General features: G+C 57.6%; 19 protein-coding genes and 4 tRNA genes. 8 read left to right on the forward strand and 15 right to left on the reverse strand.

The features are described 5' to 3' along the window. Nucleotides 1-9: 9 nt before the first annotated feature. The gene (locus tag ACYZUA_RS23445) at nt 10-663 is read left to right on the forward strand and encodes an HAD family hydrolase (RefSeq protein WP_008145849.1); all 654 of its coding nucleotides are present in this window, start codon (nt 10-12) and stop codon (nt 661-663) included. Nucleotides 664-772: 109 nt separating this feature from the next. Here the strand turns inward: ACYZUA_RS23445 and ACYZUA_RS23450 are convergent, their stop codons facing one another. Further along, nucleotides 773-1,735, reverse strand: coding sequence for a zinc-binding dehydrogenase (locus ACYZUA_RS23450; protein WP_461960802.1), 963 nt, complete (start codon nt 1,733-1,735; stop codon nt 773-775). A 182-nt stretch (nt 1,736-1,917) separates the two neighbouring features. Between ACYZUA_RS23450 and ACYZUA_RS23455 the strand changes: the two genes are divergently transcribed. Together ACYZUA_RS23455 and ACYZUA_RS23460 are read left to right on the forward strand one after the other, a co-directional pair. Further along, nucleotides 1,918-3,999 (forward strand): carboxy terminal-processing peptidase, encoded by a 2,082-nt coding sequence (locus ACYZUA_RS23455; protein ID WP_461960803.1) that lies wholly within the window; start codon nt 1,918-1,920, stop codon nt 3,997-3,999. Nucleotides 4,000-4,148: 149 nt separating this feature from the next. Then, complete coding sequence (locus ACYZUA_RS23460) at nt 4,149-5,939, forward strand: bifunctional diguanylate cyclase/phosphodiesterase (RefSeq protein ID WP_461960804.1); 1,791 nt, start codon at nt 4,149-4,151, stop codon at nt 5,937-5,939. Between the two features lie 49 nt (nt 5,940-5,988). On the opposite strand, the gene ACYZUA_RS23465 is transcribed toward ACYZUA_RS23460, so the two are convergent. From ACYZUA_RS23465 to ACYZUA_RS23485, 5 genes are all read right to left on the reverse strand, one after another. Next, nucleotides 5,989-6,408 carry an SEL1-like repeat protein gene (locus ACYZUA_RS23465; RefSeq protein ID WP_461960805.1) on the reverse strand — a complete coding sequence of 140 codons (420 nt, stop codon included), beginning with the start codon at nt 6,406-6,408 and terminating at the stop codon, nt 5,989-5,991. Beyond that, complete coding sequence (locus ACYZUA_RS23470; protein ID WP_059401930.1) at nt 6,409-6,780, reverse strand: hypothetical protein; 372 nt, start codon at nt 6,778-6,780, stop codon at nt 6,409-6,411. Further along, entirely contained in the window at nt 6,777-7,118 is a 342-nt protein-coding gene (locus ACYZUA_RS23475) for a helix-turn-helix domain-containing protein (protein ID WP_461960806.1), read from the reverse strand. The genes ACYZUA_RS23470 and ACYZUA_RS23475 overlap by 4 nt, the downstream gene beginning before the upstream one ends. A 109-nt stretch (nt 7,119-7,227) precedes the next feature. After that, on the reverse strand, nt 7,228-7,683 hold the full coding sequence (locus ACYZUA_RS23480) for a YkvA family protein (RefSeq protein WP_461960807.1): 456 nt from the start codon (nt 7,681-7,683) through the stop codon (nt 7,228-7,230). Between the two features lie 293 nt (nt 7,684-7,976). Then, nucleotides 7,977-8,693: an FKBP-type peptidyl-prolyl cis-trans isomerase gene (locus ACYZUA_RS23485; RefSeq protein ID WP_461960808.1), complete on the reverse strand. Its 717-nt coding sequence runs from the start codon at nt 8,691-8,693 to the stop codon at nt 7,977-7,979. A gap of 268 nt (nt 8,694-8,961) precedes the next feature. Between ACYZUA_RS23485 and ACYZUA_RS23490 the strand changes: the two genes are divergently transcribed. Beyond that, on the forward strand, nt 8,962-10,770 hold the full coding sequence (locus ACYZUA_RS23490) for a di-heme-cytochrome C peroxidase (RefSeq protein WP_461960809.1): 1,809 nt from the start codon (nt 8,962-8,964) through the stop codon (nt 10,768-10,770). Next, a complete protein-coding gene (locus ACYZUA_RS23495; RefSeq protein WP_461960810.1) occupies nt 10,767-11,900 on the forward strand; it encodes a catalase family protein in 1,134 nt (377 codons plus the stop codon). Before ACYZUA_RS23490 ends, ACYZUA_RS23495 begins: the two co-directional genes overlap by 4 nt. 142 nt (nt 11,901-12,042) lie before the next feature. Here the strand turns inward: ACYZUA_RS23495 and ACYZUA_RS23500 are convergent. The 4 genes from ACYZUA_RS23500 to ACYZUA_RS23515 form a co-directional block, all read right to left on the reverse strand. Continuing rightward, nucleotides 12,043-12,119: transfer RNA gene (locus ACYZUA_RS23500), tRNA-Asp, on the reverse strand. Between the two features lie 19 nt (nt 12,120-12,138). Continuing rightward, a tRNA-Val gene (locus ACYZUA_RS23505) sits at nt 12,139-12,214 on the reverse strand. A gap of 200 nt (nt 12,215-12,414) precedes the next feature. Then, nucleotides 12,415-12,491, reverse strand: a tRNA-Asp gene (locus tag ACYZUA_RS23510). A 19-nt stretch (nt 12,492-12,510) separates the two neighbouring features. Next, nucleotides 12,511-12,586: transfer RNA gene (locus ACYZUA_RS23515), tRNA-Val, on the reverse strand. A gap of 160 nt (nt 12,587-12,746) precedes the next feature. Between ACYZUA_RS23515 and rdgC the strand changes: the two genes are divergently transcribed. Both rdgC and sugE read left to right on the forward strand, forming a co-directional pair. Beyond that, nucleotides 12,747-13,667: a recombination-associated protein RdgC gene (rdgC, locus tag ACYZUA_RS23520; protein ID WP_046056543.1), complete on the forward strand. Its 921-nt coding sequence runs from the start codon at nt 12,747-12,749 to the stop codon at nt 13,665-13,667. Nucleotides 13,668-14,015: 348 nt separating this feature from the next. Next, entirely contained in the window at nt 14,016-14,330 is a 315-nt protein-coding gene (gene sugE, locus ACYZUA_RS23525) for a quaternary ammonium compound efflux SMR transporter SugE (RefSeq protein ID WP_008151200.1), read from the forward strand. 90 nt (nt 14,331-14,420) lie between these two features. Here sugE and ACYZUA_RS23530 read toward each other — a convergent pair whose 3' ends face one another. Together ACYZUA_RS23530 and ACYZUA_RS23535 are read right to left on the reverse strand one after the other, a co-directional pair. Continuing rightward, a complete protein-coding gene (locus tag ACYZUA_RS23530; protein WP_461960811.1) occupies nt 14,421-15,182 on the reverse strand; it encodes a TenA family transcriptional regulator in 762 nt (253 codons plus the stop codon). Nucleotides 15,183-15,260: 78 nt separating this feature from the next. Continuing rightward, nucleotides 15,261-17,720 (reverse strand): EAL domain-containing protein, encoded by a 2,460-nt coding sequence (locus tag ACYZUA_RS23535; protein ID WP_461960812.1) that lies wholly within the window; start codon nt 17,718-17,720, stop codon nt 15,261-15,263. 218 nt (nt 17,721-17,938) lie between these two features. Here ACYZUA_RS23535 and ACYZUA_RS23540 point away from each other — a divergent pair, with 218 nt between their 5' ends. Next, entirely contained in the window at nt 17,939-22,081 is a 4,143-nt protein-coding gene (locus ACYZUA_RS23540; protein WP_461960813.1) for a hypothetical protein, read from the forward strand. Nucleotide 22,082: 1 nt separating this feature from the next. Here the strand turns inward: ACYZUA_RS23540 and ACYZUA_RS23545 are convergent, their stop codons facing one another. Genes ACYZUA_RS23545 through trhO form a run of 3 tightly spaced genes read right to left on the reverse strand, consistent with a single transcriptional unit; the run spans nt 22,083 to nt 25,476 of the window. Next, complete coding sequence (locus ACYZUA_RS23545) at nt 22,083-23,900, reverse strand: ABC transporter ATP-binding protein (protein WP_461960814.1); 1,818 nt, start codon at nt 23,898-23,900, stop codon at nt 22,083-22,085. After that, nucleotides 23,893-24,531, reverse strand: coding sequence for a DsbA family protein (locus ACYZUA_RS23550; protein ID WP_461960815.1), 639 nt, complete (start codon nt 24,529-24,531; stop codon nt 23,893-23,895). The genes ACYZUA_RS23545 and ACYZUA_RS23550 overlap by 8 nt, the downstream gene beginning before the upstream one ends. Nucleotides 24,532-24,534: 3 nt before the next feature. Beyond that, complete coding sequence (trhO, locus tag ACYZUA_RS23555) at nt 24,535-25,476, reverse strand: oxygen-dependent tRNA uridine(34) hydroxylase TrhO (protein ID WP_046049127.1); 942 nt, start codon at nt 25,474-25,476, stop codon at nt 24,535-24,537. Nucleotides 25,477-25,495 lie beyond the last annotated feature (19 nt).

Genomic DNA, 25,495 nt, shown 5'->3' on the forward strand with positions numbered 1-25,495 from the left:
ACCGCACTGATGGCCCTGGCAATTTTTGATTTGGACGAAACCCTGATCCACGGCGACTGCGCCACCCTCTGGAGCGAGCAAATGGGCCGCCTGGGTTGGGTCGATCCCGAGTCGTTCATGCGTCAGAACAATGAACTGATGGACGCCTACAGCCACGGCAAACTACGGATGGAGGAGTACATGACCTTCAGTCTGGAGCCGATGATCGGGCGCACACCCGAAGAGGTCGACCATTTGGTAGGGCCCTGGGTGGAAGACTTCATCGAGCCGATCATTTTCAGTGACGCCACCAAAGCCATTGCCGCCCACCGCAAGGCCGGCGACCGGATTTTGGTGATTTCGGCGTCGGGCACACATCTGGTGAGGCCGATTGCCGATCGTTTGGGCATTGACGAGATTCTCGGCATCGAGCTGGAAGTTGCACACGGGGTGTATAGCGGCAACACCGTTGGCACACTGACCTACCGCGAAGGCAAGATCACGCGTTTGCTGGAGTGGCTGGATGCGGAAGAGGAAAACCTCGAGGGCGCCAGTTTCTACTCCGACTCACGCAATGATTTGCCGTTGCTGCTGAAGGTGGATTTCCCACACGTGGTAAACCCGGATCCGGTGCTGCTTGAACACGCAGAAAAAGCCGGCTGGCCAATCCACCTCTGGAAGTAATTCGGCCCCTGTGGGAGCGAGCCTGCTCGCGATTCAGGCGACGCGGTTTACCTGCAAGACCGCGTTATCGTTCATCGCGAGCAGGCTCGCTCCCACAGGTTCACTGTCGTCAGGTCAGGCTTTCGTCGATCACCAACACCAACTTTCCCGACACCTTATTAGTCGCCAACTCCGCAAACGCCGCTTCGGCGTCCTTGATCGGGAAGGTCTTGGCCAATTGCGGGCTTAAACGCCCTTCAGCAAACAACGGCCAGACATGCTGGCTGAGATCGCTGAACAGATCCGCCTTGAATTGTTCGTCGCGACTGCGCAAAGTCGAACCCAGCAGTTGCACACGCTTGGCCAGCACCTGCGCCAGATCGAGCTGCGCCTCACGACCGCCCATCAGGCCGATCAGCACCCATCGACCATCGAGCGCCATCAGTTTCAGATTCAGCGCGGCGTAGTTGCCGCCCACCGGGTCCAGAATCACATCGAACGGCCCCAGGTCGCTCAAGCTGTCCAGATCCCCGTTGCGCACGACCCCACCTTGGGCTCCCAGCGCTTCGCAGTACGCCAAACGCTCGGCGGAACCGACGCTGACCCAGCACGGGTTACCAAACGCCTTGCACAGCTGAATGGCAGCTGAACCGATTCCACTTGCTCCGGCGTGCAGCAGAACTTTCTCACCCGGCTTGAGCGCAGCCAGTTGAAACAAATTCAGCCAAACGGTCGCATACACTTCTGGCAGCGCTGCCGCCTCAGCCAGGGACAATCCTTCGGGAACCGGCAACACATGCCGTCCGTCGACAACTACCTCCTCGGCCATCCCGCCCCCGGCCAGCAAGGCGCAAACCCGATCCCCGACCTGCCAGGACGAGCCCGGCCCCACCTCGCTGATTACCCCCGAACACTCAAGACCCAGTACCTGACTGGCTCCCGGCGGTGGCGGATAAAGACCCGCCTTCTGTAACAAATCGGCGCGATTGAGACCCGCAGCCGCCACTCGAATCCGAACTTGTCCTACATCGCATGTAGGACTGGGCTCTTCAAGCCACTCCACTCGACCTTCAACGCCTTGCAATGCTTTCACAGTGCCTCCATAGTGAGTCTGGACTGAGCCCGTAGCTGTAGCGCCGGGCTTTCTTGCATTATGCGACCGGCCCTGGGGCCTATACGAAAGCTAGCAGGCAGTTTTCGTACAGAGCCTAGTGGTACCGGCGACTTCAAAGACGGCCTAATATGCGTGATCAATTGTCCCCGCGTCGAATCAGCATGAAGCATTTTTTCCCCAGCACCGCCCTAGCCCTATTCATTGGTATCGGTCTGCTGCCGATGTCGAGCCATTCGTTTGCAGCCAATAGCTGGGACAAGCTTCAGCCTGATCGTGACGAAGTGATCGCCAGCCTGAACGTCGTCGAGTTGCTCAAGCGCCATCACTACAGCAAGCCGCCGCTCGATGACGCGCGCTCCGTGATCATCTATGACAGCTATCTCAAGCTGCTGGACCCGTCGCGCAGCTATTTCATGGCCAGCGACATTGCCGAATTCGACAAGTGGAAAACCCAGTTTGACGACTTCCTCAAAAGCGGCGACCTGAACGCCGGGTTCACCATCTACAAGCGCTACCTGGACCGCGTCAAGGCGCGCCTGGACTTCGCCCTTGCCGAGCTGAACAAAGGCGTCGACAAGATCGACTTCACCGCCAGGGAAACCTTGCTGATCGATCGCAAGGACGCCCCTTGGCTCAAGAACACCGCAGAGCTCGACGACCTGTGGCGCAAACGCGTCAAGGACGAAGTCTTGCGGCAGAAGATCGCGGGCAAGGACTCCAAGCAGATTCAGGAAACCCTGACCAAGCGTTACAAGAATCAACTGGCGCGCCTGGACCAGACCCGTCCGGAAGACATCTTCCAGGCGTACATCAATACCTTCGCCATGTCCTACGACCCGCACACCAACTATCTGTCACCGGATAACGCGGAGAATTTCGACATCAACATGAGTCTGTCCCTCGAGGGCATTGGCGCCGTGTTGCAGAGCGACAACGACCAGGTGAAAGTCGTGCGTCTGGTGCCTGCCGGTCCGGCCGACAAGACCAAAATGGTTGCCCCTGCCGACAAGATCATCGGCGTTGCCCAGGGCAACAAAGAGATGGTCGACGTGGTCGGCTGGCGCCTGGACGAAGTGGTCAAGTTGATCCGTGGGCCGAAAGGCACCGTGGTGCGCCTGGAAGTGATCCCGGCCAGCAATGCGCCGAACGACCAGACCAGCAAGGTCGTCCCGATCACCCGCGAAGCGGTGAAGCTTGAAGACCAGGCGGTGAAGAAGTCGGTCCTCAACCTGAAACAGGACGGCAAGGACTACAAGCTTGGCGTCATCGAGATCCCGGCCTTCTACCTGGACTTCAAAGCTTTCCGTGCTGGTGATCCGGACTACAAGAGCACCACTCGCGACGTCAAGAAACTCCTGACCGAGTTGCAAAAAGACAAGGTCGACGGCGTGGTCATCGACCTGCGCAACAACGGCGGCGGTTCCCTGCAGGAAGCCACCGAGCTGACCAGCCTGTTCATCGACAAAGGTCCGACCGTTCTCGTGCGTAATGCCGATGGCCGGGTCGATGTGCTGGAAGATGAAAACCCGGGTGCCTTCTACAAAGGGCCGATGGCGTTGCTGGTCAACCGCTTGTCTGCCTCGGCTTCGGAGATTTTTGCCGGCGCCATGCAGGACTATCACCGCGCGCTGATCATTGGCGGCCAGACCTTCGGTAAAGGCACCGTGCAGACCATTCAGCCGCTGAACCATGGCGAACTGAAACTGACCCTGGCCAAGTTCTACCGGGTTTCCGGCCAGAGCACCCAGCATCAGGGCGTATTGCCGGACATCGATTACCCGTCGATCATCGACACCAAGGAAATCGGCGAAAGCGCACTGCCTGAAGCCATGCCGTGGGACACCATCCGCGCGGCCATAAAGCCTGCAGTCGACCCGTTCAAGCCATACATTTCGCAGCTCAAATCCGAGCATGACGTACGTTCGGCCAAAGACGCGGAATTCGTGTTCATCCGCGACAAACTGGCCCTGGCGCAGAAACTGATGGCGGAAAAAACCGTCAGCCTCAATGAAGCCGATCGTCGTACCCAACACGCCGATATCGAGGCCAAGCAACTTGTCATGGAAAACATCCGTCGCAAGGCCAAGGGTGAAGAACCGCTCAAAGAGCTGAAGAAAGAAGACGAAGACGCGATCGCGGCCGAGCCAGACAAGACCAAACCAGAAGACGATGCTTATCTGAGCGAGACCGGGCGAATTCTGTTGGACTACCTGAAACTCAATACCGCGGTAGCCAAGCACTAAGTGGTTACGAGCAAGATGATGGCAATTTAACGCTGACGCTCCCCGGAGCGTCATCAAACAGTCATCATTCTGTCGTGAAATAAAGGACTGGGAGCACCTCTTTATCCAAGAGCGCGCTCCCAGTCCTTTTTTTATCGCCAGAGAAAGCCATGACCACCACAGAACAGCTGAGTGCCTTGAGTTCCATACTGACTCAAAGCGGTTTGCACAGTCTGTTCCAGCCGATCATTTCCCTTTCTGAGCGACGTATTGTCGGTTACGAAGCCCTTAGTCGCGGCCCCTCCAACAGTCCGCTGCACTCTCCCCTCGCATTGTTCGCCGTCGCCCGTCAGGCCGGCCGCCTGAGCGAGCTGGAAATCGCTTGCCGTCAAAGCGCCTGCCGACGTTTCAATGAGCAGCAACTGCCCGGCAAACTGTTCCTCAACGTTTCCCCTGAATCCCTGCTCGAAGCCGCCCACCAACCCGGTCGCACCCTGCAACTGCTGCAGGATTTCGGCATACCGCCAAGTCAGGTGGTGATCGAACTGACTGAACAGACCCCGACCGACGATTTCGAGCTGCTGCAAACCGCTCTGCATCACTATCGAGCGATGGGGTTTTCCATTGCTCTGGATGATTTGGGCGCAGGCTATTCGAGTTTGCGGCTATGGTCAGAATTGCGCCCGGACTACGTGAAGATTGATCGACACTTCATCGACGGCATTCACCAGGACGCCCTCAAGCGCGAATTCGTCGGCTCGATCCTGCAAATTGCCAAAGCCTCACGGGCACAAGTGATCGCAGAAGGTATCGAGCTGCCGGAAGAACTCGCGGTATTGACCGAGATGGGCGTGGACCTGGTTCAGGGTTATCTGCTCTGCCGTCCCCAGGAACATCCACCTCGTGATGCCCGAGCCCTGATGCCCAAACGGGAAAGCACAGCGGTGGCATTAAATGATGAAGTCAGCGACCTTAGCGCTTTGCTCAACGACCAACCGGCGGTGGATCGCGATACACCGACCGCCACGGTGCTGGAAGCCTTTCGCCGCCAGGCCAACCTGAACTCCCTGGCAGTACTCGACGAGCAAGGTCAGCCCTGCGGCATCGTCCACCGGCATTCGCTCTCCGATGCACTGCTCAAGCCTTTTGCCACCGATCTGTTCGCCCGCAAGCCGATTAGTCGCTTGATGAGCGATGACTTCCTCGCCGTTGAGATGAGCCAGTCGCTGCAACAAGTCAGTCGCCTGATCACCAGCCGCGCGCGGCAGCGCATCGAAGAAGACTTCATCATCACCCTCAACGGCGGCTACCTGGGACTAGGCCGAGTGATCGACGTACTTAAACTGATTACCGAACTGAAGATCCAGCAAGCCCGCTATGCCAACCCGTTGACCCTGCTGCCGGGCAACGTGCCGATCCAGCAATGCCTGACGCGACTGCTGCAACAGCAACGGGAATCGGTGATCTGCTACGTCGACATCGACAGTTTCAAACCCTTCAACGACATCTACGGCTACGGTCGTGGAGACGAAGTCCTGCTGTGCCTGGCGCAATGCCTGAATGATCGCGTCGACCCTTCCCGCGACTTTGTCGGCCATATCGGCGGTGATGACTTTCTGCTGGTGCTCGGCCCGGAAGACTGGCGCAAACGCTTGAACCAACTGCTGGACGACTTCCAGAGCCAATGCCGACGCTTTTATCGCAGCGAACATCTGGAAGCCGGCTGCTTCATCGCCCCCAACCGTCAGGGTGTGCGCCAGGAGTTTGCGTTGCTGTCACTGTCGATCGGCGTGGTGCATTTACATCCACAGGCCTGTGGACAACTCGATGCAAGCCAGTTGGCGGAGATGGCATCGCAGGCCAAGCATCACGCGAAGAATGTGCCGGGATATAGCGTGCATGTGATTGATAGTCTGGCGGTGCCAGCAGCCGAGGAAGCGATGGCTGCGGGACATCAGTGATTGCTGATCCTGATCGTTCCCACGCTCTGCGCGGGAACGATCATTCAACTCAGAGTGAGGGCGGCGCCTCGGAACCGCGAGACGTCAACTCTTTCAGTTTAAGCTCGGCCAACGGATGTCCTGCTTTGGCGGCCATCTCCCAAAACCGCGCAGCTTCAACCGCATCCGGCGCCTTGCTCGGCGTCCCCGCCAGACTAATCACGCCCACCTGATACGCCGCTTTGCCATCCCCCGCCAACGCCGCCAGGCGCAGCAATCGCACGCCCTCTTCGCGAGCGCCAAGGCCGACGCCGCGAAAGGTCAGGATGTGGCCGTAGAAGCTCTGGGCGCCAACATCACCCAGGTTCGCCATGCGCGCGAACTGGCCTTCGAGCCAGCTCCAGCCACGCGGCTGACGCACAAACCATGACCAGTGAAACAAGCGGCGAGCCAGCCAGTAGTTAGCCCGCGCCTTGAGTTTTAAAAACACTCAGGCCTCTGCCGATTCGGGGTATTCGTACTCGAACACCCGAACCACTTCCGAGGCATGCCAGGACGCTGCGGCAATGCCATCGGACGGCCCGGAGAAACGCCCCAGACGCTCGACACACTCAAAGAACCCTGTGCGCGGGAGGCGGCTGGCGCCCTGGCTGATCACCAGCGAACTGCGCAATGGCTGCTCGGCCTTGGCGTCCAGCGCGGCCAGATGTTCAAGGGCGGCGGTCAAGGTTTGCATGGCCGGTGTGGGCAGTTGCAAACGTTCAAGCAACGCCCGGTATGTCAGAAGATGACGCTGGCGGCGTGCCTGATCCAGTTCGCCCAGCAACCCGTCCCAATGTTGACGACTGATGCGTACGCTCACGATTCATCCCTCCACCCTGGCACCGCCAATTCCCAGGCCAGGCTGCGGCGAATCGCAGCGTCGGGTAGACGCTCGCCATTTTCGATCAAGGCCAGATAAGACGGGCTGATGCCGACCGTGCGGGCCAACGCCTCGATGGCGATGCCCTTCCCTTCGCGCAAACTGCGTAGTTGATCCAGACCCGGAAGAATCTGGTCTGGTGTTGCCGTGGGACGCTCTGGAGCGACCCGCGGCGGTTGTTCATTGATGCCTGCTGCTTTTAGTAGAGCCTGATATTGAGCCCATGGCAGAACCGCATACTCGGGCTCTCCTTCGCGTGTAATTATCTGAATATCCATGACTACCCCGTAGGACAACAACACTTAGCGAGTCGGCACTTTTCCCTAGAAGTGTAATCCTAACAGCGGCCAAGGTCGCAGGGGTATCTATGGATGAGACTGAATCAGTTCAGTTTTTTTTCGGACCCTGAAGATGAAGTTGTTCCGGGGTATCGGGCAGGCGTTCAACCACGGCAAGCTTTTCCGGCAACTGACGCTTGCGCCAGGCGCGAAAGGCGTTGAGCTCATCGTCGAGAACTTTCATCAGCCAGGCCAGCACCGCGATGTCATCGAGCATGCCGAACACTGGAATGAAGTCCGGAATGGCATCCAGCGGACTGAGGAAGTACATCAGGCCTGCCACCACCGATATCAACGCTTTGGGGCTGATAGCCCGATACTCACCGCGCCAGTAAGCCAGGCAGAGTGCCTGCAACAGGCGCAGATCATCCTTGAGCTTGCCCAGCCGATTACCCTGGCTGGCACCTTTGCTGGCTACCGCGAAGAGCAAGGTCGGCAAACGTCCACGCGCGAGCAGGCGTCCGGCCAGAGGCAGGAAACGAGCGAAATTCCAGGGTGTTTTCATTATTCCTCCCGCTGCAATGTTATCCACACAAATTGTGGATAACCTTGTGAACAGAGCTGCTTTTCACGGCTGAAAGCCCCGTTTCATAAGGGCCCAACTCAGATCGGGCGTTTTTTACTCACATAAAAAAACCCAAGATTTCATTGACTTGGCGCTCTGGCGCGGCTAGCACGAGCGCCCTCAATGGCTATGACTCCAGCCTACAGCATCCGTTCGCTTTGTTTACCTTTGCTGAACGCCAGATGCAACAACGCCCCGCATAAGCGAGGCGTTGTTTTTAGAGCAGACGCTGATTACTTGGCAGGAGCGTCTTGTTTTGCTGGATCCTTGATCGCCAGCAGTTCCAGGTCGAATACCAGCACCGAGTTGGCTGGAATCGCCGGGCTTGGGCTTTGGGCGCCGTAAGCCAGTTCGCTAGGGATGTACAGTTTGTACTTCTCGCCAACGTGCATCAGTTGCAGGCCTTCGACCCAACCCGGAATCACGCCGCTGACCGGCAGATCGATCGGGCTGCCACGGTCGACGGAGCTGTCGAAGGTAGTGCCGTCGGTCAGCTTGCCGGTGTAGTGAACAGTCACTACGTCGGTCGGCTTAGGCTGTGCGCCATCGGCTTTCTTGACCACTTCATACTGCAGGCCCGAAGCGGTGGTGGTTACACCGGCTTTCTTGGCGTTGTCTTCGAGGAATTTCTTGCCGGCAGCTGCCGACTCTTCGCTCATTTTGGTCATGCGCTCTTCTGCACGCTTTTGCAGTGCTGCGAAGGCTTCGACCAGTTCGTCATCCTTCAGCTTCTGTTCTTTCTTGCCGACGGCATCTTCGATGCCTTGGGCTACGGCTTTGGAGTCCAGATCATCCATGCCTTCCTGAGCCAGGCTCTTGCCCATGTTCAGGCCAATCCCGTAGGAAGCTTTTTGCGCCGGGGTTTTCAGCTCTACGCTGGTCTGCGAATCACAACCCGCAAGTACCAGGCTAACCAGGGCCACCGCCGCCGCCAACCGATGCTGTTTCATGCTATTTCCTTGTTCATGCGCCTAAAGGGCAATCGAATAAAGCCGCGAGCTTATCAGGCGGCCACGACCAATGGCTACCGGCATGAGAGCAGGAAATTTCTGATAAGTTCAGGTGTTTTAACGCATTTCGGGAATGGACTGATGAAGCTTCTGTCATCTTGCGCCCACAGAGACTGATAGCAGAACCCCAGCATCTGGCGTAATGGCCACTTGCCGCACCTCAGGCGCTGAGGCATAAGATAGCTTCAAATTGACAAGGATGTTTATCTTGCGCCTCTTCTTTCGCTTGCTTGTTCTGCTCGCAGTCCTGCTGGGGCTGGGCCTCGCCGTGGTTCTGTACTATGTCGCCAACCCGAAACTGCCGTCCTTATCACCTGTGCAGCAGGTGCATTACCTGGAGCAATGGAGCGCCAGTGACCGCGAGACCTACTACTTCACGCCTCAGGGTACTCAGGTCAAAGGCTTGCGCTATGACTGGTTCAAGGCCCTCGAACTGCCGTTCTCGCAACAGCGATTCGCCGCCCCCGAATACCTCGCCCGCTTCGGTTTTCTGATCGACCCCAGCCAGCGACCCACGCCGAATAACCCCGGCAATCTGCCAGTGGGCTTTGCCCGTCATCAAAACCCTGGAAGCCAGGACGAGTTTCTGGACATCACCTGCGCCGCCTGCCACACCGGCGAACTGCGCTTTAACGGCCAGGCCGTGCGCATCGATGGCGGTTCGGCGCAGCACGTTTTGCCATCCAGCGTTCCTACGTTGCGCGGCGGCAGTTTCGGACAAGCGCTAGTATCGAGTCTGACGTCGACTTACTACAACCCGTGGAAATTCGAACGTTTCGCACGCAACGTACTGGGCCAGGACTACGATGCCCGGCATCAACAACTGCGCAAAGATTTCAAAGTCTCTCTCGACACCTTCTTGAAGGTGGCCTGGAACGACACCCATCGCGGGCTCTATCCCACCGAAGAAGGCCCCGGCCGCACCGACGCTTTCGGGCGCATTGCCAACGCCAGTTTCGGTGATGCGATTTCCCCCGCCAACTACCGTGTAGCCAACGCTCCGGTCGACTATCCGCAACTGTGGGACATGTGGACCTTCGACTGGGTGCAGTGGAACGGTTCGGCGCAGCAACCGATGGCCCGCAACATCGGTGAGGCCTTGGGTGTGGGCGCCACGCTGAACTTCTTCGACGCTAACGGCCAACCGTTTAAAGGAGACGCGCGTTATCCATCCAGTGTTCGCTTGCGCGATCTGCACCTGATCGAACAAACCCTGCAACGGCTCAAACCGCCGGCCTGGCCGGAGGAACTGCTGGGCGCCATCGACAAAACCCAGGCCGCAAAAGGTCGCGAATTATTTACCGAGAACTGCGCCGGCTGCCATGTACCTCGATCGCTCCAGAGCGACGGGCGCTGGGTGCAACATTTGAAAATGCTGCCCGTAGAGTTCATCGGCACAGACCCGGGCGCGGCCAATAACATCGCCGACCATCGCTTCGACCTCACAGCCTTGCAATGGGACCCGGCAGAGCTGGCGCAACTGGATGTGCAATTGCAGCCGACGCCCGTTGAACCGCTGGATTTGAGCAAGCTCTCATCGGCTAAAGGATTGGCCTACATCACCGCTTTCGTCGGAAACCAGGCCTACCGTGAAGCAAACATTCCTGCGGCCGAACGACCGGACATGGATGGCTTCGGCCTGCCGATTGGCGTGCGCGAATTGCGCGCCTACAAAGCGCGACCATTGGCGGGAATCTGGGCGACCGCACCGTTTCTGCATAACGGTTCGGTGCCCAGCATTTATCAGTTGCTCTCGCCCCAGGATGAACGCGCAACCACCTTCTACAAAGGCACCTTCGAGTACGACCCCAGGCACCTGGGTTATCGCACCGAGGCCTTCACCAATGGCTTCATGTTCGACACACGCATCACCGGCAATCACAACAGCGGCCACGAATTCCGCGCAGGCAAGCGTGGCAACGGCGTCATCGGTCGCCTGCTGCAACCAGAAGAGCGCTGGGCGCTGCTGGAGTATCTGAAAGTGTTGGGCGGCCCCTTGGAGGCACAATTGCCATGAGCAGACTCTGGATGCGTTTTGGCGCCTTTCTCGGCAAAACCCTGCTGTGGTCACTGGGCCTTGGATTGCTCGGCTGGGCGTTAGCCACGGCGTGGTTCGCCTGGCAGCACAGCGGCCCGGTTTCGGCGGAAGAACTGATTCCGGATGGCGAATCAGCGATGACTCAAGACATCATCCAGACGGCCGTGCGCATCGTCGATCAGCATCGTGAAAGCACCCGGTATCTGCGCGACGCCCATGCCAAGGCCCATGGCTGCGTGAAGGCCGAGGTTCAGGTGCTGCCGGATCTGGCGGGCGAACTGCGTCAGGGGGTGTTCAGCGAACCGGGCAAAACCTGGCAAGCGACGATGCGACTGTCCAACGGCAATGCCTACCCGCAGTTCGACAGCATCCGCGATGCACGGGGCATGGCAATCAAGTTGCTCGATGTGCCCGGCAAACAACTGCTGAATGATCAACAGAGTGGTGGCGAACAGGATTTCGTGATGTTCAGCCATCCGAATTTCTTCGTCAGCGATGTCGCCGAGTACCGTCAGAATGTAGCCGCACAGGCTGACGGCAAGAAGGTGATGGCGTTCTTCCCGGGTTGGGATCCACGGACCTGGCAGGTTCGCCATCTGTTTGTCGCGCTGGCGACACTCTCACCCGCCCCGCAAAGCCCGACCCAGACGACTTACTTTTCGGTTTCGCCCTACAAATTCGGCGAAGCCAATGCCAAGTTCCGCGTCATGCCCGATCCGGCAAGCTGCCCGACTTACACCCTGCCTGCGCAAAACCAGAAGTTGCCGAACTTCCTGCGTAATGCGCTGAACCAGCAGCTATCGAACGATCGGGTGCCGGCGTGTTTCGTCTTGCAGATCCAGCGTCAGGATGCGGGCAAGTACATGCCGATCGAAGACACCAGTATCGAGTGGAGCGAAAGTGACGCACCCTTCGAGACCGTCGCGCGGATCAACGTACCCGCCCAGGACTTCGATACGCCTGCACTGAACGTGCAATGCGATAACAAGTCCTTCAACCCGTGGTTTGGCCTTGAGGCTCATCGCCCCATTGGCGGCATCAACCGGTTGCGCAAAGCGGTGTACGAAGCCGTGAGCGACTACCGACACAGCCGCAACGCCGAACGATAAGAAGGCAGAACGAAAAAAAGCGACCCGAAGGCCGCTTTCTTTCGTTGCGTCTCGGCAGAAGTCAAACCCCAGACAGCAAAAAGCCCGCATCAAGCGGGCTTTCTGTAGTGACCTGGCGTTCAGCGTTCCAGGTGACCGAATATGGCGCAGCGGACGGGACTCGAACCCGCGACCCCCGGCGTGACAGGCCGGTATTCTAACCGACTGAACTACCGCTGCGCGTAGCGTTGAAAGTAAGTGGTGGGTGATGACGGGATCGAACCGCCGACATTCTGCTTGTAAGGCAGACGCTCTCCCAGCTGAGCTAATCACCCTTTACCTTCGTTGCGGGGCGCATTGTGCCACAGATTTTCATAATGTGTTGATTTAATTGAATAATTTTTCAAAAAAATCTGAAAATCCATAAAACGACGCGACCTGCAGGAACAACGTACAAACTTTTGACAGAAAAAAACCCGCGTTAAGCGGGCTTTTCCGTGGTGACCTGGCGTTCAGCGTTCCAGATAACCGAATATGGCGCAGCGGACGGGACTCGAACCCGCGACCCCCGGCGTGACAGGCCGGTATTCTAACCGACTGAACTACCGCTGCGCGTAACACTGGAAGCGAATGGTGGGTGATGACGGGATCGAACCGCCGACATTCTGCTTGTAAGGCAGACGCTCTCCCAGCTGAGCTAATCACCCTTCACTTTCGGTGTGGCGCGCATTCTACGGAGCGACCACATCTCTGGCAAGCACTTTTTATATTAATTTTTTCAGGCCTTCCAAAGGCTTAGAGAAGGGTTGGCCTATGGCGCCGCGAAGAGAATAATGCCCCCCTTTGTATAAAGGAGAGACTCGCCCCATGTGGTTCAAAAACCTGCTTATCTATCGCCTGACCCAAGATCTGCCTTTTGATGCCGAGGCGTTGGAAACTGCACTGGCCACCAAACTGGCGCGTCCATGTGCAAGCCAGGAGTTGACCACCTACGGTTTCGTCGCGCCATTCGGCAAGGGCGAAGATGCTCCGCTGGCGCACATCAGTGGCGACTTCCTGCTGATCGCCGCCCGCAAAGAAGAACGCATTCTGCCGGGCAGCGTCGTGCGTGACGCGGTGAAGGAAAAGGTCGAAGAGATCGAAGCTGAACAAATGCGCAAGGTCTACAAAAAGGAACGCGATCAGATCAAGGATGAAATCATCCAGGCTTTCCTGCCGCGCGCCTTTATTCGTCGTTCATCGACTTTCGCTGCCATTGCGCCGAAACAGGGCCTGATCCTGGTCAACTCGGCCAGCCCGAAACGTGCCGAAGACCTGTTGTCCACCCTGCGTGAAGTCATCGGCACACTGCCGGTACGTCCGCTGACCGTGAAGATGTCCCCTACCGCGACCATGACTGAATGGGTCACCACCCAGAAAGCCGCGGACGATTTCTTCGTGCTGGACGAGTGCGAGCTGCGTGATACCCACGAAGACGGCGGTATCGTGCGTTGCAAGCGCCAGGACCTGACCAGCGAAGAAATCCAGCTGCACCTGAGCACCGGCAAAGTGGTCACTCAGCTGTCGCTGGCCTGGCAAGACAAGCTGTCTTTCGTGCTTGACGACAAGATGGTGGTCAAGCGCCTGAAGTTCGAAGACTTGCTGCAAGACCAGGCGGAACAGGACGGTGGCGAAGAAGCCCTCGGCCAACTGGACGCCAGCTTCACCCTGATGATGCTGACCTTCGGCGACTTCCTGCCGGCGCTGGTTGAAGCGTTGGGCGGCGAAGAGACTCCGCAGGGGATCTAAACCTCTCTACAGGTATTGGGTTACCTTCAAACGCCACCGCTTCGGTGGCGTTTTCACATAACAGGGATCAGGCCATGGCTTTGCCAGGTCGCCGGAAATCGCTGTCGGCGTCATCCTGGTCGGCTGCTGAATCCGGCCTGCTGATCATGGCTCGCTGCTCTCGACCTATTTCCGCCGGATGAGCGAGAAAGAAGATCGGGAGGTGGCGGCTCAACAGGCCACCGGCTGATCCGAAAACTTGATCCCCGGGTTAATGATGGGCACTCTATTGCAAAACGCGAGGACGACCTCGCGGCTCGATCGAGTCATTAATCTGGGGACGACCCCGTCAATCGATGGAGGTCTCTCATGTCCTGGATCATTCTGTTTTTCGCCGGTCTGTTCGAAGTTGGCTGGGCCGTCGGCCTGAAATACACCGATGGCTTCAGCCGCCCTCTCCCCACCGCATTGACCGTTGCCGCCATGGCCATCAGCCTTGGCTTGCTGGGCCTTGCCATGAAGGAATTGCCGCTGGGCACGGCCTACGCGATCTGGACGGGTGTCGGTGCGGTCGGGACAGTGATTGCCGGGATCATTCTGTTCGGTGAATCCATGGCGTTGTTCAGGCTCGCCAGTGTGGCGTTGATCATTTCCGGGCTGGTCGGGCTGAAGATCAGCGCCTGACTGTTTACTGCCATTACGAAAAAGCCCGCCCCCCCCCCCTTTCGATACAGACAAGGGAGGCGGGCTTTTTCAATGGTGTGTATTCACCGATCAGCTCTCGGCCAGCTCCATGCGTTCACGCGCGACCGGGGCCCTTTCCGCATGTTCGAGCTGCATACAGCGTTCCAGGAACAGGAACATGTAGTCGTAGCTCTTGCAGACGGCCTGACGCAGTTCCACTTGCAAGGATTTGCTTGGGTTCGTGCCCGCCAGCGTGCAGATGATTTCCAGCGCTTCCCATGGATGGGCATCGTCGTACTGGGCATGCATCTTCAACCACTTCATGGCCCGCTTGCGATCTTCCTCCGGGAACGATGCCGCGTAGACGCCACTGGAACAGACCAGCGCCGACCACTCCCCGGTCGCACCTTCAATGGCGTAGTTGGTGGCGGCAATGGCAACGATCAGCGAATCCGACGAACTGGTGTGCCAGCACCAGTGGCTCAAGGCGTGAAGTTCAGGATCAACCTTTTGCGCTTGCAGATCTTCCAGGCTGACACCGTGAGCACGGCTCCAGTGCACCCAGTAATCGGCATGGTTCAATTCGACGCGTATGTTACGCATCAGCCAGCGACGCGCCATGTCTTCACCTGGATGGCGGGCAAAGCGAGTCTTGGTCAGGTTCTGTGCCATATATAACGCGAACTGTTCGACCACCGGCCAGCCACCAACAAGGTACTGACGCATGGTCTTTGCACTGAGCTTGTTATCACGCAGACGCTTATACAGTTCGTGTTCGACAACCCGGCGTTTGCTCTCGCTGCAGTCCTGGATCAGGCGTTGAGCCCAGGCAGGATAACTTGCAGCTTCCATAAGTGGTCCGGTTCGGTTGAATGTGTCGATCACTGTCGAGCTCCTTTTGATTGTGATTATAAGGATCAGCAAGAGATTTCAACGGAACGTGCCAGGCGCCTTGAATAACAAGGGCTGAGGCCTGGCTGGACGACTTTTTAAACTGTCGCTGGTAAACAAATGCGGGCGTTCAACAACATACCCTTGAGCGTAATCCACCCCGATCTCCAGCAATGCCTGCTCGATCTGGGGTGTTTCAACAAACTCGGCAATCGTACGCTTACCCATAACATGACCGATGTGATTGATCACTTCGACCATGGCGCGGTTAATCGGGTCGTCCAGCATATCCTTTACGAAACTCCCGTCGATCTTCAGGAAGTCTACAGGTAAATGTTTCAAGTATGCGAATGAAGACATTCCGGCGCAAAAGTCATCCAGTGAAAAGTGGCAACCTAAACCTTTGAGTTCATTAATAAATCTGATTGCACTTCCGAGATTGGAAATAGCACTGGTTTCAGTGATTTCAAAACAAATCATTTCAGGCGGTATGGAGTAAGTAACAAACTGTTCACGCAGGAAGTGCAGAAACGCCTCATCTCCGATAGTTGTGCCTGACAGATTAATCGCACACATGGCCAATGGTCCTTTGTACTGTTCGGCTATGCATTGGGCAATAATTTTGAAAACGTTCTGTACAACCCAGCGGTCAAGGGAGGTCATCAGACCATAACGCTCAGCAGCCGGAATAAAACTGTCGGGCAAAATCATCCGTCCGGCTTCATCATGCAGGCGCAACAGAATTTCGATATGTCCACCGCCCTTCTCGATATGACCAAGGGGCGCGATTTCCTGGGCGTACAGACAGAAGCGGTCTTCTTCCAGCGCCATGTGCAAGCGCTGCACCCAAGCCATCTCGCCGAAGCGCAGGGACAGTTCCGAATCGTCGGGGTGATAGACCTGAACCCGATTGCGGCCCTTTTCCTTGGCCATGTAGCAGGCCATGTCGGCAGCGCGCAGCGAGGCTTCGAGGGTGGTTGGATTCTGAGCGACGTGAACCAGCCCGATGCTCACAGTGGTCACGAACGGTCGACCTTTCCAGACGAAGTGCAGGTTCTGCACGGTCTGACGCAGGCCCTCGGCGATTTTTTCTGCGGCTTCCGGGGCGCAGTTCTCCAGCAGGATGCCAAACTCGTCGCCCCCCAGCCGGGCCAGGGTATCGCCTTCGCGCAAACCGGATTGCAACAGAGCGCAGATATGCCGCAGCAACTCGTCACCCGCCGCATGGCCACAGGTATCGTTGACCAGTTTGAACTGATCCAGATCGAGGAACATCAAAGCATGGCGCCCCGACTGCCGCGCCAGGTTGTGCAGCGCTTGCTCCAGGCGATATTCGAATTCGCGGCGGTTGGCGAGCCCCGTCAAGGCGTCATGGGTCGCCTGCCAGGACAGATTGGCAATGTATTGTCGCTCCTGGGTCATGTCGTGCAGCACCAGCACCGTACCGCTGACTTTCCCGGCGTTGCGGATCGGCGCACCGACCAGGGTGACCGAAACCGTGCTGCCATCCAGGCGCTGGATCAGTTTTGAGTGTTCGCTGCCACCGCTCAGTTGTCCGCTCAAAATGTGCTCGATCAATGTGGAGCCATCGGCCTCAGCGTTCTCGTCCAGCAGATTGAACAACGCTGCCAGCGGCAAACCCGTTGCCTGCTCGGCCTTCCAGTGAGTCAACGCCTCGGCGGCCGGGTTCATGTAGGCGATTGCGCCTTCGACATTGGTGGTGATCACGCCATCGCCAATTGATTGCAGGGTGATCTGCGCCCGGTCCTTCTCCAATTGCAGGGCCTCGGCGAACGCATTGCGATGCTTGAGCAGTTTGTGAGTACGCATCAGTGCTAATGCAATCAAGCCCAGCGCGGTGGCGAGGTTGGTCACCAGCAACAGCCGCAGGATCATCCGCGAGCCTTCGCCCAAGGCATCGCTGAAGGCCTTCGCTGCCGGTGTCACACTTTCGTTGATGACGAATATCTGATCCTTCCAGCGCTTGATATCGGCATCGGTGGCCTGCCGGGCGGTGATGCGCTGATGCATCTCCCGCGCAATGGCATCGAGTTGCACCAGATACGCATCGCCCACCGTCCAGAGGTCGATGGCTTTCTCGTGGTAACTGAAGTGCCGGAAATTCAGGTACAGCCAGATCACACTATTGATGTCATCCGGGTGGTTGCCGCCCTTGAGGATCGCCACGCGCGCGGCTTCGATATTCGGCGGCTGATGATCCAGCGCCACACGCAATTCGTGGCCACCCTGAGGCACGGCAATTGCGTTCTGGTATTTGTTGAATATCGTCTTGTCGTGACTGTCGGCGTAGAGATTGAGGTAATAGATGGCGTCTTTTTGGCCTTTGGACCACAGGCTTTCACCGGCAACGTAGCCGCGAACCGCCGACAGAACATACAGGCTGACACCGCCCAGCAAGGCTTGAAATAACACGACGGCAATAAATGGCCAGACGATGCCCAACAACCGTGGCGTTCCGCGAGTCCGCGCTTGATTCATGAGGTCCCTTGTTTTAGCACTGCCAGATCATCATCCAACGTGATCGCTACAGCTAGCCTAGGGTGCGTTCCCGGTTCCGGCAAGCGGAGGTTCAGCCTCGGTACACTCTAAACACAGTCATATATATATACAGCCACAGCAGATTTCGAGATCGATTTACTGGGCACTCCAGGATTCCCCCTACTTGTTGCGGGAATTACTTTCATGAGGAGTGCGACATGACATCGACAACTTTAGCTGCACCCGACACATCGGCCGCCGAAGAATTTCGCGCCAGACAGGCTCTGGGACTCGACGACGGCCCGGATATCGAATCTTTTATTACCCAACCCACCGCTCAGGACCAACAACGGTTCAAGGCTTTGCAACGCGCGATACCCACCCTCGCGCAATCCCTGACCATCGACATGTACAAGGCAAAACTCATCAATGTTCAAATCGTCGACACCGTAAAAAGCTTCATCACCGACAAGTCCTCGTTGATCCGTCATCTGGGCGGGGATGTACTGCGTCTCGCGTCCGAAGAAGAATTGCGTGCGACGCCCTCGGTATTTCTCCAGCGGATATTGAACGCGCCCCAAGCACAGGATCTGGCAGACCGGCTACTCAAGAAACTCAAGTGGTATGGCGCACACCCCGGCGAACAGACTTCGGCGTCCGTACGCCATCAACTGGTTTGCAAGGCCATATGCCTTTACTCGCACGCCCCGTCAGCCGATGAGCCGCAGGAACTCGCCGGATTCCGCTGGCAAGACCCGGCTCACTGGGGCAAAAACTACCAGACCCTGCGCAGCGATTTTGAACAGCACTTGCTGCGCACCAAACGGGTCATTAATGCAAAAGAGGCGTTCTTTCTGGCGCGGGTGTTCGAGACCCGCCTCTCAAAGGACTTCGCTGTGCGTGATATCCCGCCCGACCTTCCTTACAAAAGCTCGGTGGTGTGGGTGAACTTCATGCACGGCGTGCTGCTGGCAGATGAACTCGGCCTTGATCGATTGCAACCGCTGTCCTTTCAACAATTCGTCGACCTGCCCCTGTCCCGGAGCGCCGATGCCTCGTCCGAACAACTTGAGCAGATTGCGCGACTGAGGATGGATCCAGCGCTGGAATGGGCGGTCTGCAGTGGCTTCGTTCAATCGCGAACGGAATCCGATTACGACGAGGACGATATGACGCGGGCGATGGCAGCTCTGGAAAGCCACAGCGAGCGCCTGAACAACGCCGTCATGACACTCGATTTGCCGCCCCCTGAAAGACTGAAGATGGCCAAACGAGTTAAGGATGAGCTGTTTGGCGATGCAATGTTCGAATCGGACGGGCGCAAGTTGCTGCGTGAGGAGTCACCGAGCAACTTGGGGTTCAGAGATATGCCCTCATTGAAGCTGCCGGGCAATGCGTTCCTCGATGTCTATGCCGATGGCCAATTCGATGACGCAAGCAAATGGTTTGTAACCCAGTCGGATGGGAAAACACGAACCAGTCACTGGATCAAGATCGACGACAAGAGAACCCTGCATCATGAGGAATTTCTCAAGGATCATAGGGGGATCGAAAGGCGTGTGTTTAGCACATACAGGGGCAAGACGCTGCCTGATATCAACACGCAGTTTGAAACAGACTTCACAAACTACCTCTCGAAAATCAGGACGGCCTATCAGACCCTGATCGCCAGTCTATTGACCTCGCTGCCACTGACCGACCGCCATGCCCTTGAACGGGGTGACGTCCGCTTGCTGAGCCTGCACCTGGAAAAAACACTCATCCAATCAAGGGGAGACATCCGGCCAAGAAAAGGTTTCGTTCTGCAGGTGACCCACAATCATGAAATCACCTATTACGAACTGATCCCGAGTGCTGGCGTCATTCGTTGCCGACCCCACTTGAGGTTTTCGACAGTCAACGGGGTTCGCACCACGTTTCCCTTGCACGCCACAATCCCCGGACAAACCTACACTGCTGAAATCAGCACTTCTCTGCTTCTCGATTGGTCAGCGCACTTGAATGGCACGCAGCCTGCTGACAGGGCGTTCTGCATAGCAATTCTCGGCGTGGTAGGTGACGTGCCCGCAGCTCTTGGCCATAGCGAAGGAACGGCGTGGAAATCCCTGCGTTTGAATGCAGTGGCCCACTACATTGCAACGAATTTTCTGTACGTAGATGAACGGCAGTTGCATACCCAAGCCCGCGGCATGACGGCATTCGACACCATCAGGGCTAGAAACGAACAACGGCGGAATACGTTCGTAGAGTTGGCCAAAGGGTTTGTGCCCTTCTGGGGCAGTATTGAGGACCTTATGTCGGGCAAAACTGACCGGATACTCATGGGCGTGGCTGGACTCGTGTTGGACCTGGCTTCATTCATCACCCCTATCGGGAAATTCATGTCGGGCTCGGTGCGGCTGATCAGGGCCGGGGCCACAGCCTCGCGAATGACCGCCAAAGCAAGTCTGCCTTCCTTTTCAACGTTGACCCGAAAACTGCTGACCGCTTCACTGAGCAACCTCAATCCGCTGGACGGGGTTCCGACACTGCTCAAGACAATGGGAAGCGGTGCGCGGAAAGGACTGCACACGGCGGGACGCATCGGTGTTAGCGGGTTCAAGAAGCTGACAGGACACGCCGACAGCTACCGACTGGTCCACAACCTGCCCCAGACAACCGATCCGGGGCGCTGGAAGCCACTGACAAACAATGATCGACTGGCAACGGTCAACGGTGTCGATGATGTACTTGTGCGCAATACCAGCCCGTCGGACCTGACCCGGTTCCACCCCGTCGACCCGGTGACGTCCTTGCCCTATGGCCCGCGCCTGCACAATCACAGCGACAACCTCATACAGGGCCGGTCAATCTTCAAGACGTCCTCCCATACCGAATCCCACGTCCTGGTAGAACTCCCGGAAAACGCCCACATCCGTGAAGTGCTTGAGGTCGATGGTCGGACGACGGTGTTCGTTGATGACATTCCCTATCGTCTGGACGGTAACCAACTGCGCCGTGCCGACTTGATTGAAAGCAGTGAAATACTGAAGGCAATACCTTGCCGCCCACGACGCGCTCCAACAGCAGACGCTTGCAAAACAAGTTACGTAACTCGAAACCCGGCCCCCACACCGGCAGTCAATTCGTTCGACGAAACCAAGGGATGGGCTCCCTGGTTTGGAGACACTATCTATACACCGGCCAACCCCGAATGGCCTCTGTCACTGAAAACCCTGAAAAACCTTGACCAACTCACGGCTTCGATGGAATTTCAAAAAGGGATTTACGGGCGAATCAGAGCGCGTACCCCCCTCTCGCGCACGAATCAATTTGATACCCTTGAGGCCGGCGCCATCATCGTCCCGGCAATTGACGGTTCGAAGCACTATGTGTTCACCCGACTGGATGCCGGAGATTTTTACGTCGCCGAGCGCCTTCCGGTGCAAAGCTTCTCCGCCCCCCTGACATTGCGCAAGACGCAAACCTTGCCCGCCGACCTGGTAGAGGAATTGAAGACGGTTTATACCGGATCGCTCAATGCCAACAATATGGCAAGGATTCACGGTACGGAAGCGGTGGAACGCGCGTTGAAAACCATGGAAGAAATTGCCATTCCGATTGGCGGCCACGTGAACCCGCCCGATACACTCAAGCTGCTCAAGGTCGATACCAGTCCGGGTGAAGCGGTGCTGTTCGACCATTCCACACGAATGATTGTCAGCAAACTTCCAACCGGGGCGACGTCCTGGTCTCGCAGCCGATCCGCATCGGACACCTTCCGCCAAAGAACCGCGGACATCTTCGATACGCTGTTCGCTGAAAAGACCATCACTGTCAACCCGGACATTGATCTGAAAATCAATAGGACGATGGAGAAGCTCCAGAAGCTGCTCCCCGACAATTTCCAATCACATAACCCGAGAAATATCGCTTACGTCGACATCGTGACATCGACCGGTAAGCGCGAGGTTTATGTCAGCGTTTCCGGCGCACAGGGACTTACCGCAGAGCTGCCACTGTTCAAACAGCCTTTCGCCCCGGATAAAGTCATCGTTGGCGATACCACCTACTTCAACATTGACTTCGGCCAGACATTTACCAGGACGTCGTTGAACGTCTCGAGCGAAGGAAAGGTATTGGCCATTCCGCATACGATAAAGAATATTGATAGCTATACGCCTGTGATGACCAGCCGACCGACCTCTCTGGACAGCGAAGCCAAATTGATCAGCACCCTGCGGATAAAGTACCCGGAGAACAATATGATCAAATCAGTCGACGTGGCCACGACCATGCCGCCGTGCAATAGCTGTTCAGTCGTCCTCAAAGAGTTCGGCCATGACGGCGGGGCGGATGCTCTGAAGGTGCTGTGGAATTGACTTACAACTGCTGCAAATGCCCATAAAGCTTGGCGTACAAGCCACCACCAGCAATCAACTGCTGATGGTCGCCATCCTCGGCAATTTGCCCGCCATCAAACACCAGCACCCGATCAGCCTGCTTCACCGCGGACAACCGGTGCGCAATGATCAGCGTGGTGCGGTTGCTCAAGAACCGCGCCAGCGCCTGGTGCAGGTTGTATTCGGTGGCGGCATCCAGCGCTGAAGTGGCCTCATCGAGGATCACCACTTTAGGGTCGGCCAACACCATCCGTGCAATCGCCAGGCGTTGACGCTGGCCGCCGGAAAAGCGCACGCCGGAACGTCCGACGATGCTGTCCAGGCCGTTGGGCAGCTCTCGAACGGTCTGGTGCAATTGCGCGATTTCCAGCGCTTGCCAGCAGGCTTCGTCACTGCGTTCACGCCCCATCGTCAGGTTGGCGCGGACGGTGTCGTTGAACAGTGCCGGATGCTGCAGGACTACGGCAACATTTTCCCGAACGGTTTCCAGGCCGATCTCTTGCTGGGTCGAGCCGCCGAAACGGATGGTCCCGGCGAGCGGCGTGTACAAGCCCAGCAGCAACTGCACCAGAGTACTTTTGCCGCCTCCGCTAGCGCCGACAATCGCGACCTTTTCGCCGGGGGCGATCGACAGGTTCATCTGGTTCAACACCAGCTCGTCGCCGTAACCGAAACTCAATCCCTGGACTTCGATGCCCACGGTGTCGCGACCGTTGAACGGGTCGACACCGCCCGGGTACTCAGGCTCATCGGCCCGGGCCAGCAACTCGTTGATCCGCGACAGCGCGCCGCCGGCCGCGTAATAGGCGTACTGCAGATTCAGCAGCTGTTCCACCGGACCGATCATGAACCACAGGTAGCTGAACACCGCGAGCATCTGGCCGATGGACAGGTCGGAAAACAGCACGGTGAGCATCGCCGCCGCACGAAAAATATCGATGCCGAACTGGAACAGCAAACCGCTGGCACGGTTCGAGGCATCGGTTTTCCACTGAGAGTTCACCGCGTAATCGCGCACTTCCCGGGCGCGCTGCCCCAAGCGCCCAAGGAAAAAGCCCTGACGGTTGCCGGCACGCACTTCCTGAATGGAATCGAGGGTTTCGGTGAGCGCCTGGGTAAAGCGCGAGGTGCTGTCGTTCTCGAGTTTCTTCAGGTGCTTGACCCGCTTGCCCAACTGCACCGTGGCATAGATCACCAACGGGTTGAACAGCAGGATCAGCAACGCCAGCTTCCAGTGCATCCACATCAGGATGGATGCGGTTCCGACCAGGGTCAGCATGGCCACAAGGAAACGACTGAGGGTTTCGCCAACGAATTTGTCCAGCGTGTCCAGGTCGGTCACTAGATGCGTGGTGACCGTGCCGCTGCCCAGGCTTTCGTATTCACCCAGCGAAATGCGCTTGAGCCGTTCGATCAGGCGCACACGAATGCGGTACACGATGTCCTTGGCCAGCGCCGCGAACAACCGCGCCTGCACCACGTTGAACAGCAAAGCGGCGCAACGCAGTCCCAGCGTCACCAGCAGCATAAGGCCAATGTAACCCGCAGCTTTCTGCCAGTTTTCGGGCAGCGCGTGGTTCATGATCTTCAGCGCGGCGTCACCGTGGCCCAGTAGCACTTCGTCCACCAGCAACGGCAGGAGCAAGGGAATTGGCACGCTACACAAGGTTGCCAACACCGCCACGCCGTTGGCAATCCAAAGGGATTTTTTGTGATGCAGCGCCAGGCGACGGATTTCCGCCCAGCTCAGACGGTCGACATGTGAAGCAGGTGGCTCGTGGTCGGGCAGATCATGCACAGGCAGCGCGCTCCAGCCAGCGGCCGAGCAACGGAGACAATACGCTGAGCGGCTGATAACCATTGGTCAACAGCGCCAATTGACCATCACGCTCAGCCAGCAAGGTAGGAAAACCGGCAATGCCCAGGTCCTGGACCCAGGTGAAATCGGCCGCCGTCGCGGCGTGCTGATCGGCACGGTCGAACGCGGCGGCGAATTCGATGCGCGGCAGACCGGCCTGCTCCGCGAGCTCCACCAGAACGCTGGCATGCGTGACATCGCGACCTTCGGCGTAAAACGCGTGCTGAATCAGCCCGAGCAGTTTCCACGCGCAATCCGGCGCCAGGCTGCGCGCGGTCACCAGCGCCCGACAGGCAGGTTCGGTGTCGTAGACAAATCCGTCGGGCAACGCGCCTTCCAGCTTGAACGGTTGGCCCGTCGCCTCGTTGACCGCCTGCCAATGCTCAAGGATGTAGCGCCGGGTGGTCGGCTCCAGCGCGGAACCGCTGCCGGTACGCAAACCGCCCACCACCAGGTGCACGTCCACCCCCGCTGCTTGCGCCTGCTCGACCAGCGCGTTGGCCATCGGTGCGAAGCCCCAGCACCACGAACACATAGGGTCCATCACATAGAGCAGGCGTTGCGCAGACATGGTTCAAGCCTCGGAAGGAGTTTGCTTGTAGTTGTAGCCGATCGGGTGAGGCAGGTTGCGAGCCTTGGCCAGTTCGATCTGCTTTTGCCGGTCGATAGCACTGCGACGGGTCTTCTCGCTCAGCTTATCCCAGCAATGCGGGCAACTGATGCCGGCCACGTAGTGCTCGGATGCACGGTCGGAGGCGCTGATCGGTGTACGACAGGCATGACATTGATCGTAGTCGCCTTCGCTGAGGTCGTGGCGCACGGTCACGCGGTTATCGAACACGAAGCAGTCGCCCTGCCATTTGGTTTCTTCCTGCGGCACCTCTTCGAGGTACTTCAGAATGCCGCCCTTGAGGTGATAGACCTCGTCGAAGCCCTGGCTGAGCATGTAGCTCGACGCCTTTTCACAACGAATGCCGCCGGTGCAGAACATCGCGACTTTCTTGTGCACGGCGGGGTCGAAATTGGCTTTGATGTAGTCGGGGAATTCGCGAAAACTGGTGGTCTTCGGGTCGATGGCGCCTTCGAAGGTGCCGATCGAGACTTCGTAGTCGTTGCGGGTGTCGATCAACAGCACTTCAGGATCGCTGATCAGGGCGTTCCAGTTTTCTGGATCGACGTAGGTGCCGACCTTTTTGTTCGGGTCTACGCCTTCGACGCCGAGGGTGACGATCTCTTTCTTGAGTTTGACTTTGGTGCGATAGAACGGCTGGTCGTCGCAGTACGACTCTTTGTGGTCGATGTCGTCCATGCGCGGGTCGTTCTTGAGCCAGGCCATCAGCCCGTCAATGCCTTCGCGGCTGCCGGACACGGTGCCGTTGATGCCTTCTTCGGCGATCAGCAGCGTGCCTTTGATGCCGTTGTCGACCATCGCTTGCAGCAGTGGCTCGCGCAGGGCGACGTAATCTTCCAGAGTGACGAACTTATACAGTGCCGCCACGACAATCTGTTGTGTCATGGGTGATTCTCCAGGTGGC

The organism is Pseudomonas sp. LS2P72 (genome assembly GCF_054897865.1).

Coding starts and splice junctions, on each gene's coding strand:
- ACYZUA_RS23445 (WP_008145849.1), top strand. CDS start 10: ATGGCCCTGGCAATTTTTGATTTGGACGAAACCCTGATCCACGGCGAC.
- ACYZUA_RS23455 (WP_461960803.1), top strand. CDS start 1,918: ATGAAGCATTTTTTCCCCAGCACCGCCCTAGCCCTATTCATTGGTATC.
- ACYZUA_RS23460 (WP_461960804.1), top strand. CDS start 4,149: ATGACCACCACAGAACAGCTGAGTGCCTTGAGTTCCATACTGACTCAA.
- ACYZUA_RS23475 (WP_461960806.1), bottom strand. CDS start 7,118: ATGGATATTCAGATAATTACACGCGAAGGAGAGCCCGAGTATGCGGTT.
- ACYZUA_RS23480 (WP_461960807.1), bottom strand. CDS start 7,683: ATGAAAACACCCTGGAATTTCGCTCGTTTCCTGCCTCTGGCCGGACGC.
- ACYZUA_RS23485 (WP_461960808.1), bottom strand. CDS start 8,693: ATGAAACAGCATCGGTTGGCGGCGGCGGTGGCCCTGGTTAGCCTGGTA.
- ACYZUA_RS23495 (WP_461960810.1), top strand. CDS start 10,767: ATGAGCAGACTCTGGATGCGTTTTGGCGCCTTTCTCGGCAAAACCCTG.
- rdgC (WP_046056543.1), top strand. CDS start 12,747: ATGTGGTTCAAAAACCTGCTTATCTATCGCCTGACCCAAGATCTGCCT.
- sugE (WP_008151200.1), top strand. CDS start 14,016: ATGTCCTGGATCATTCTGTTTTTCGCCGGTCTGTTCGAAGTTGGCTGG.
- ACYZUA_RS23530 (WP_461960811.1), bottom strand. CDS start 15,182: ATGGAAGCTGCAAGTTATCCTGCCTGGGCTCAACGCCTGATCCAGGAC.
- ACYZUA_RS23535 (WP_461960812.1), bottom strand. CDS start 17,720: ATGAATCAAGCGCGGACTCGCGGAACGCCACGGTTGTTGGGCATCGTC.
- ACYZUA_RS23540 (WP_461960813.1), top strand. CDS start 17,939: ATGACATCGACAACTTTAGCTGCACCCGACACATCGGCCGCCGAAGAA.
- ACYZUA_RS23550 (WP_461960815.1), bottom strand. CDS start 24,531: ATGTCTGCGCAACGCCTGCTCTATGTGATGGACCCTATGTGTTCGTGG.
- trhO (WP_046049127.1), bottom strand. CDS start 25,476: ATGACACAACAGATTGTCGTGGCGGCACTGTATAAGTTCGTCACTCTG.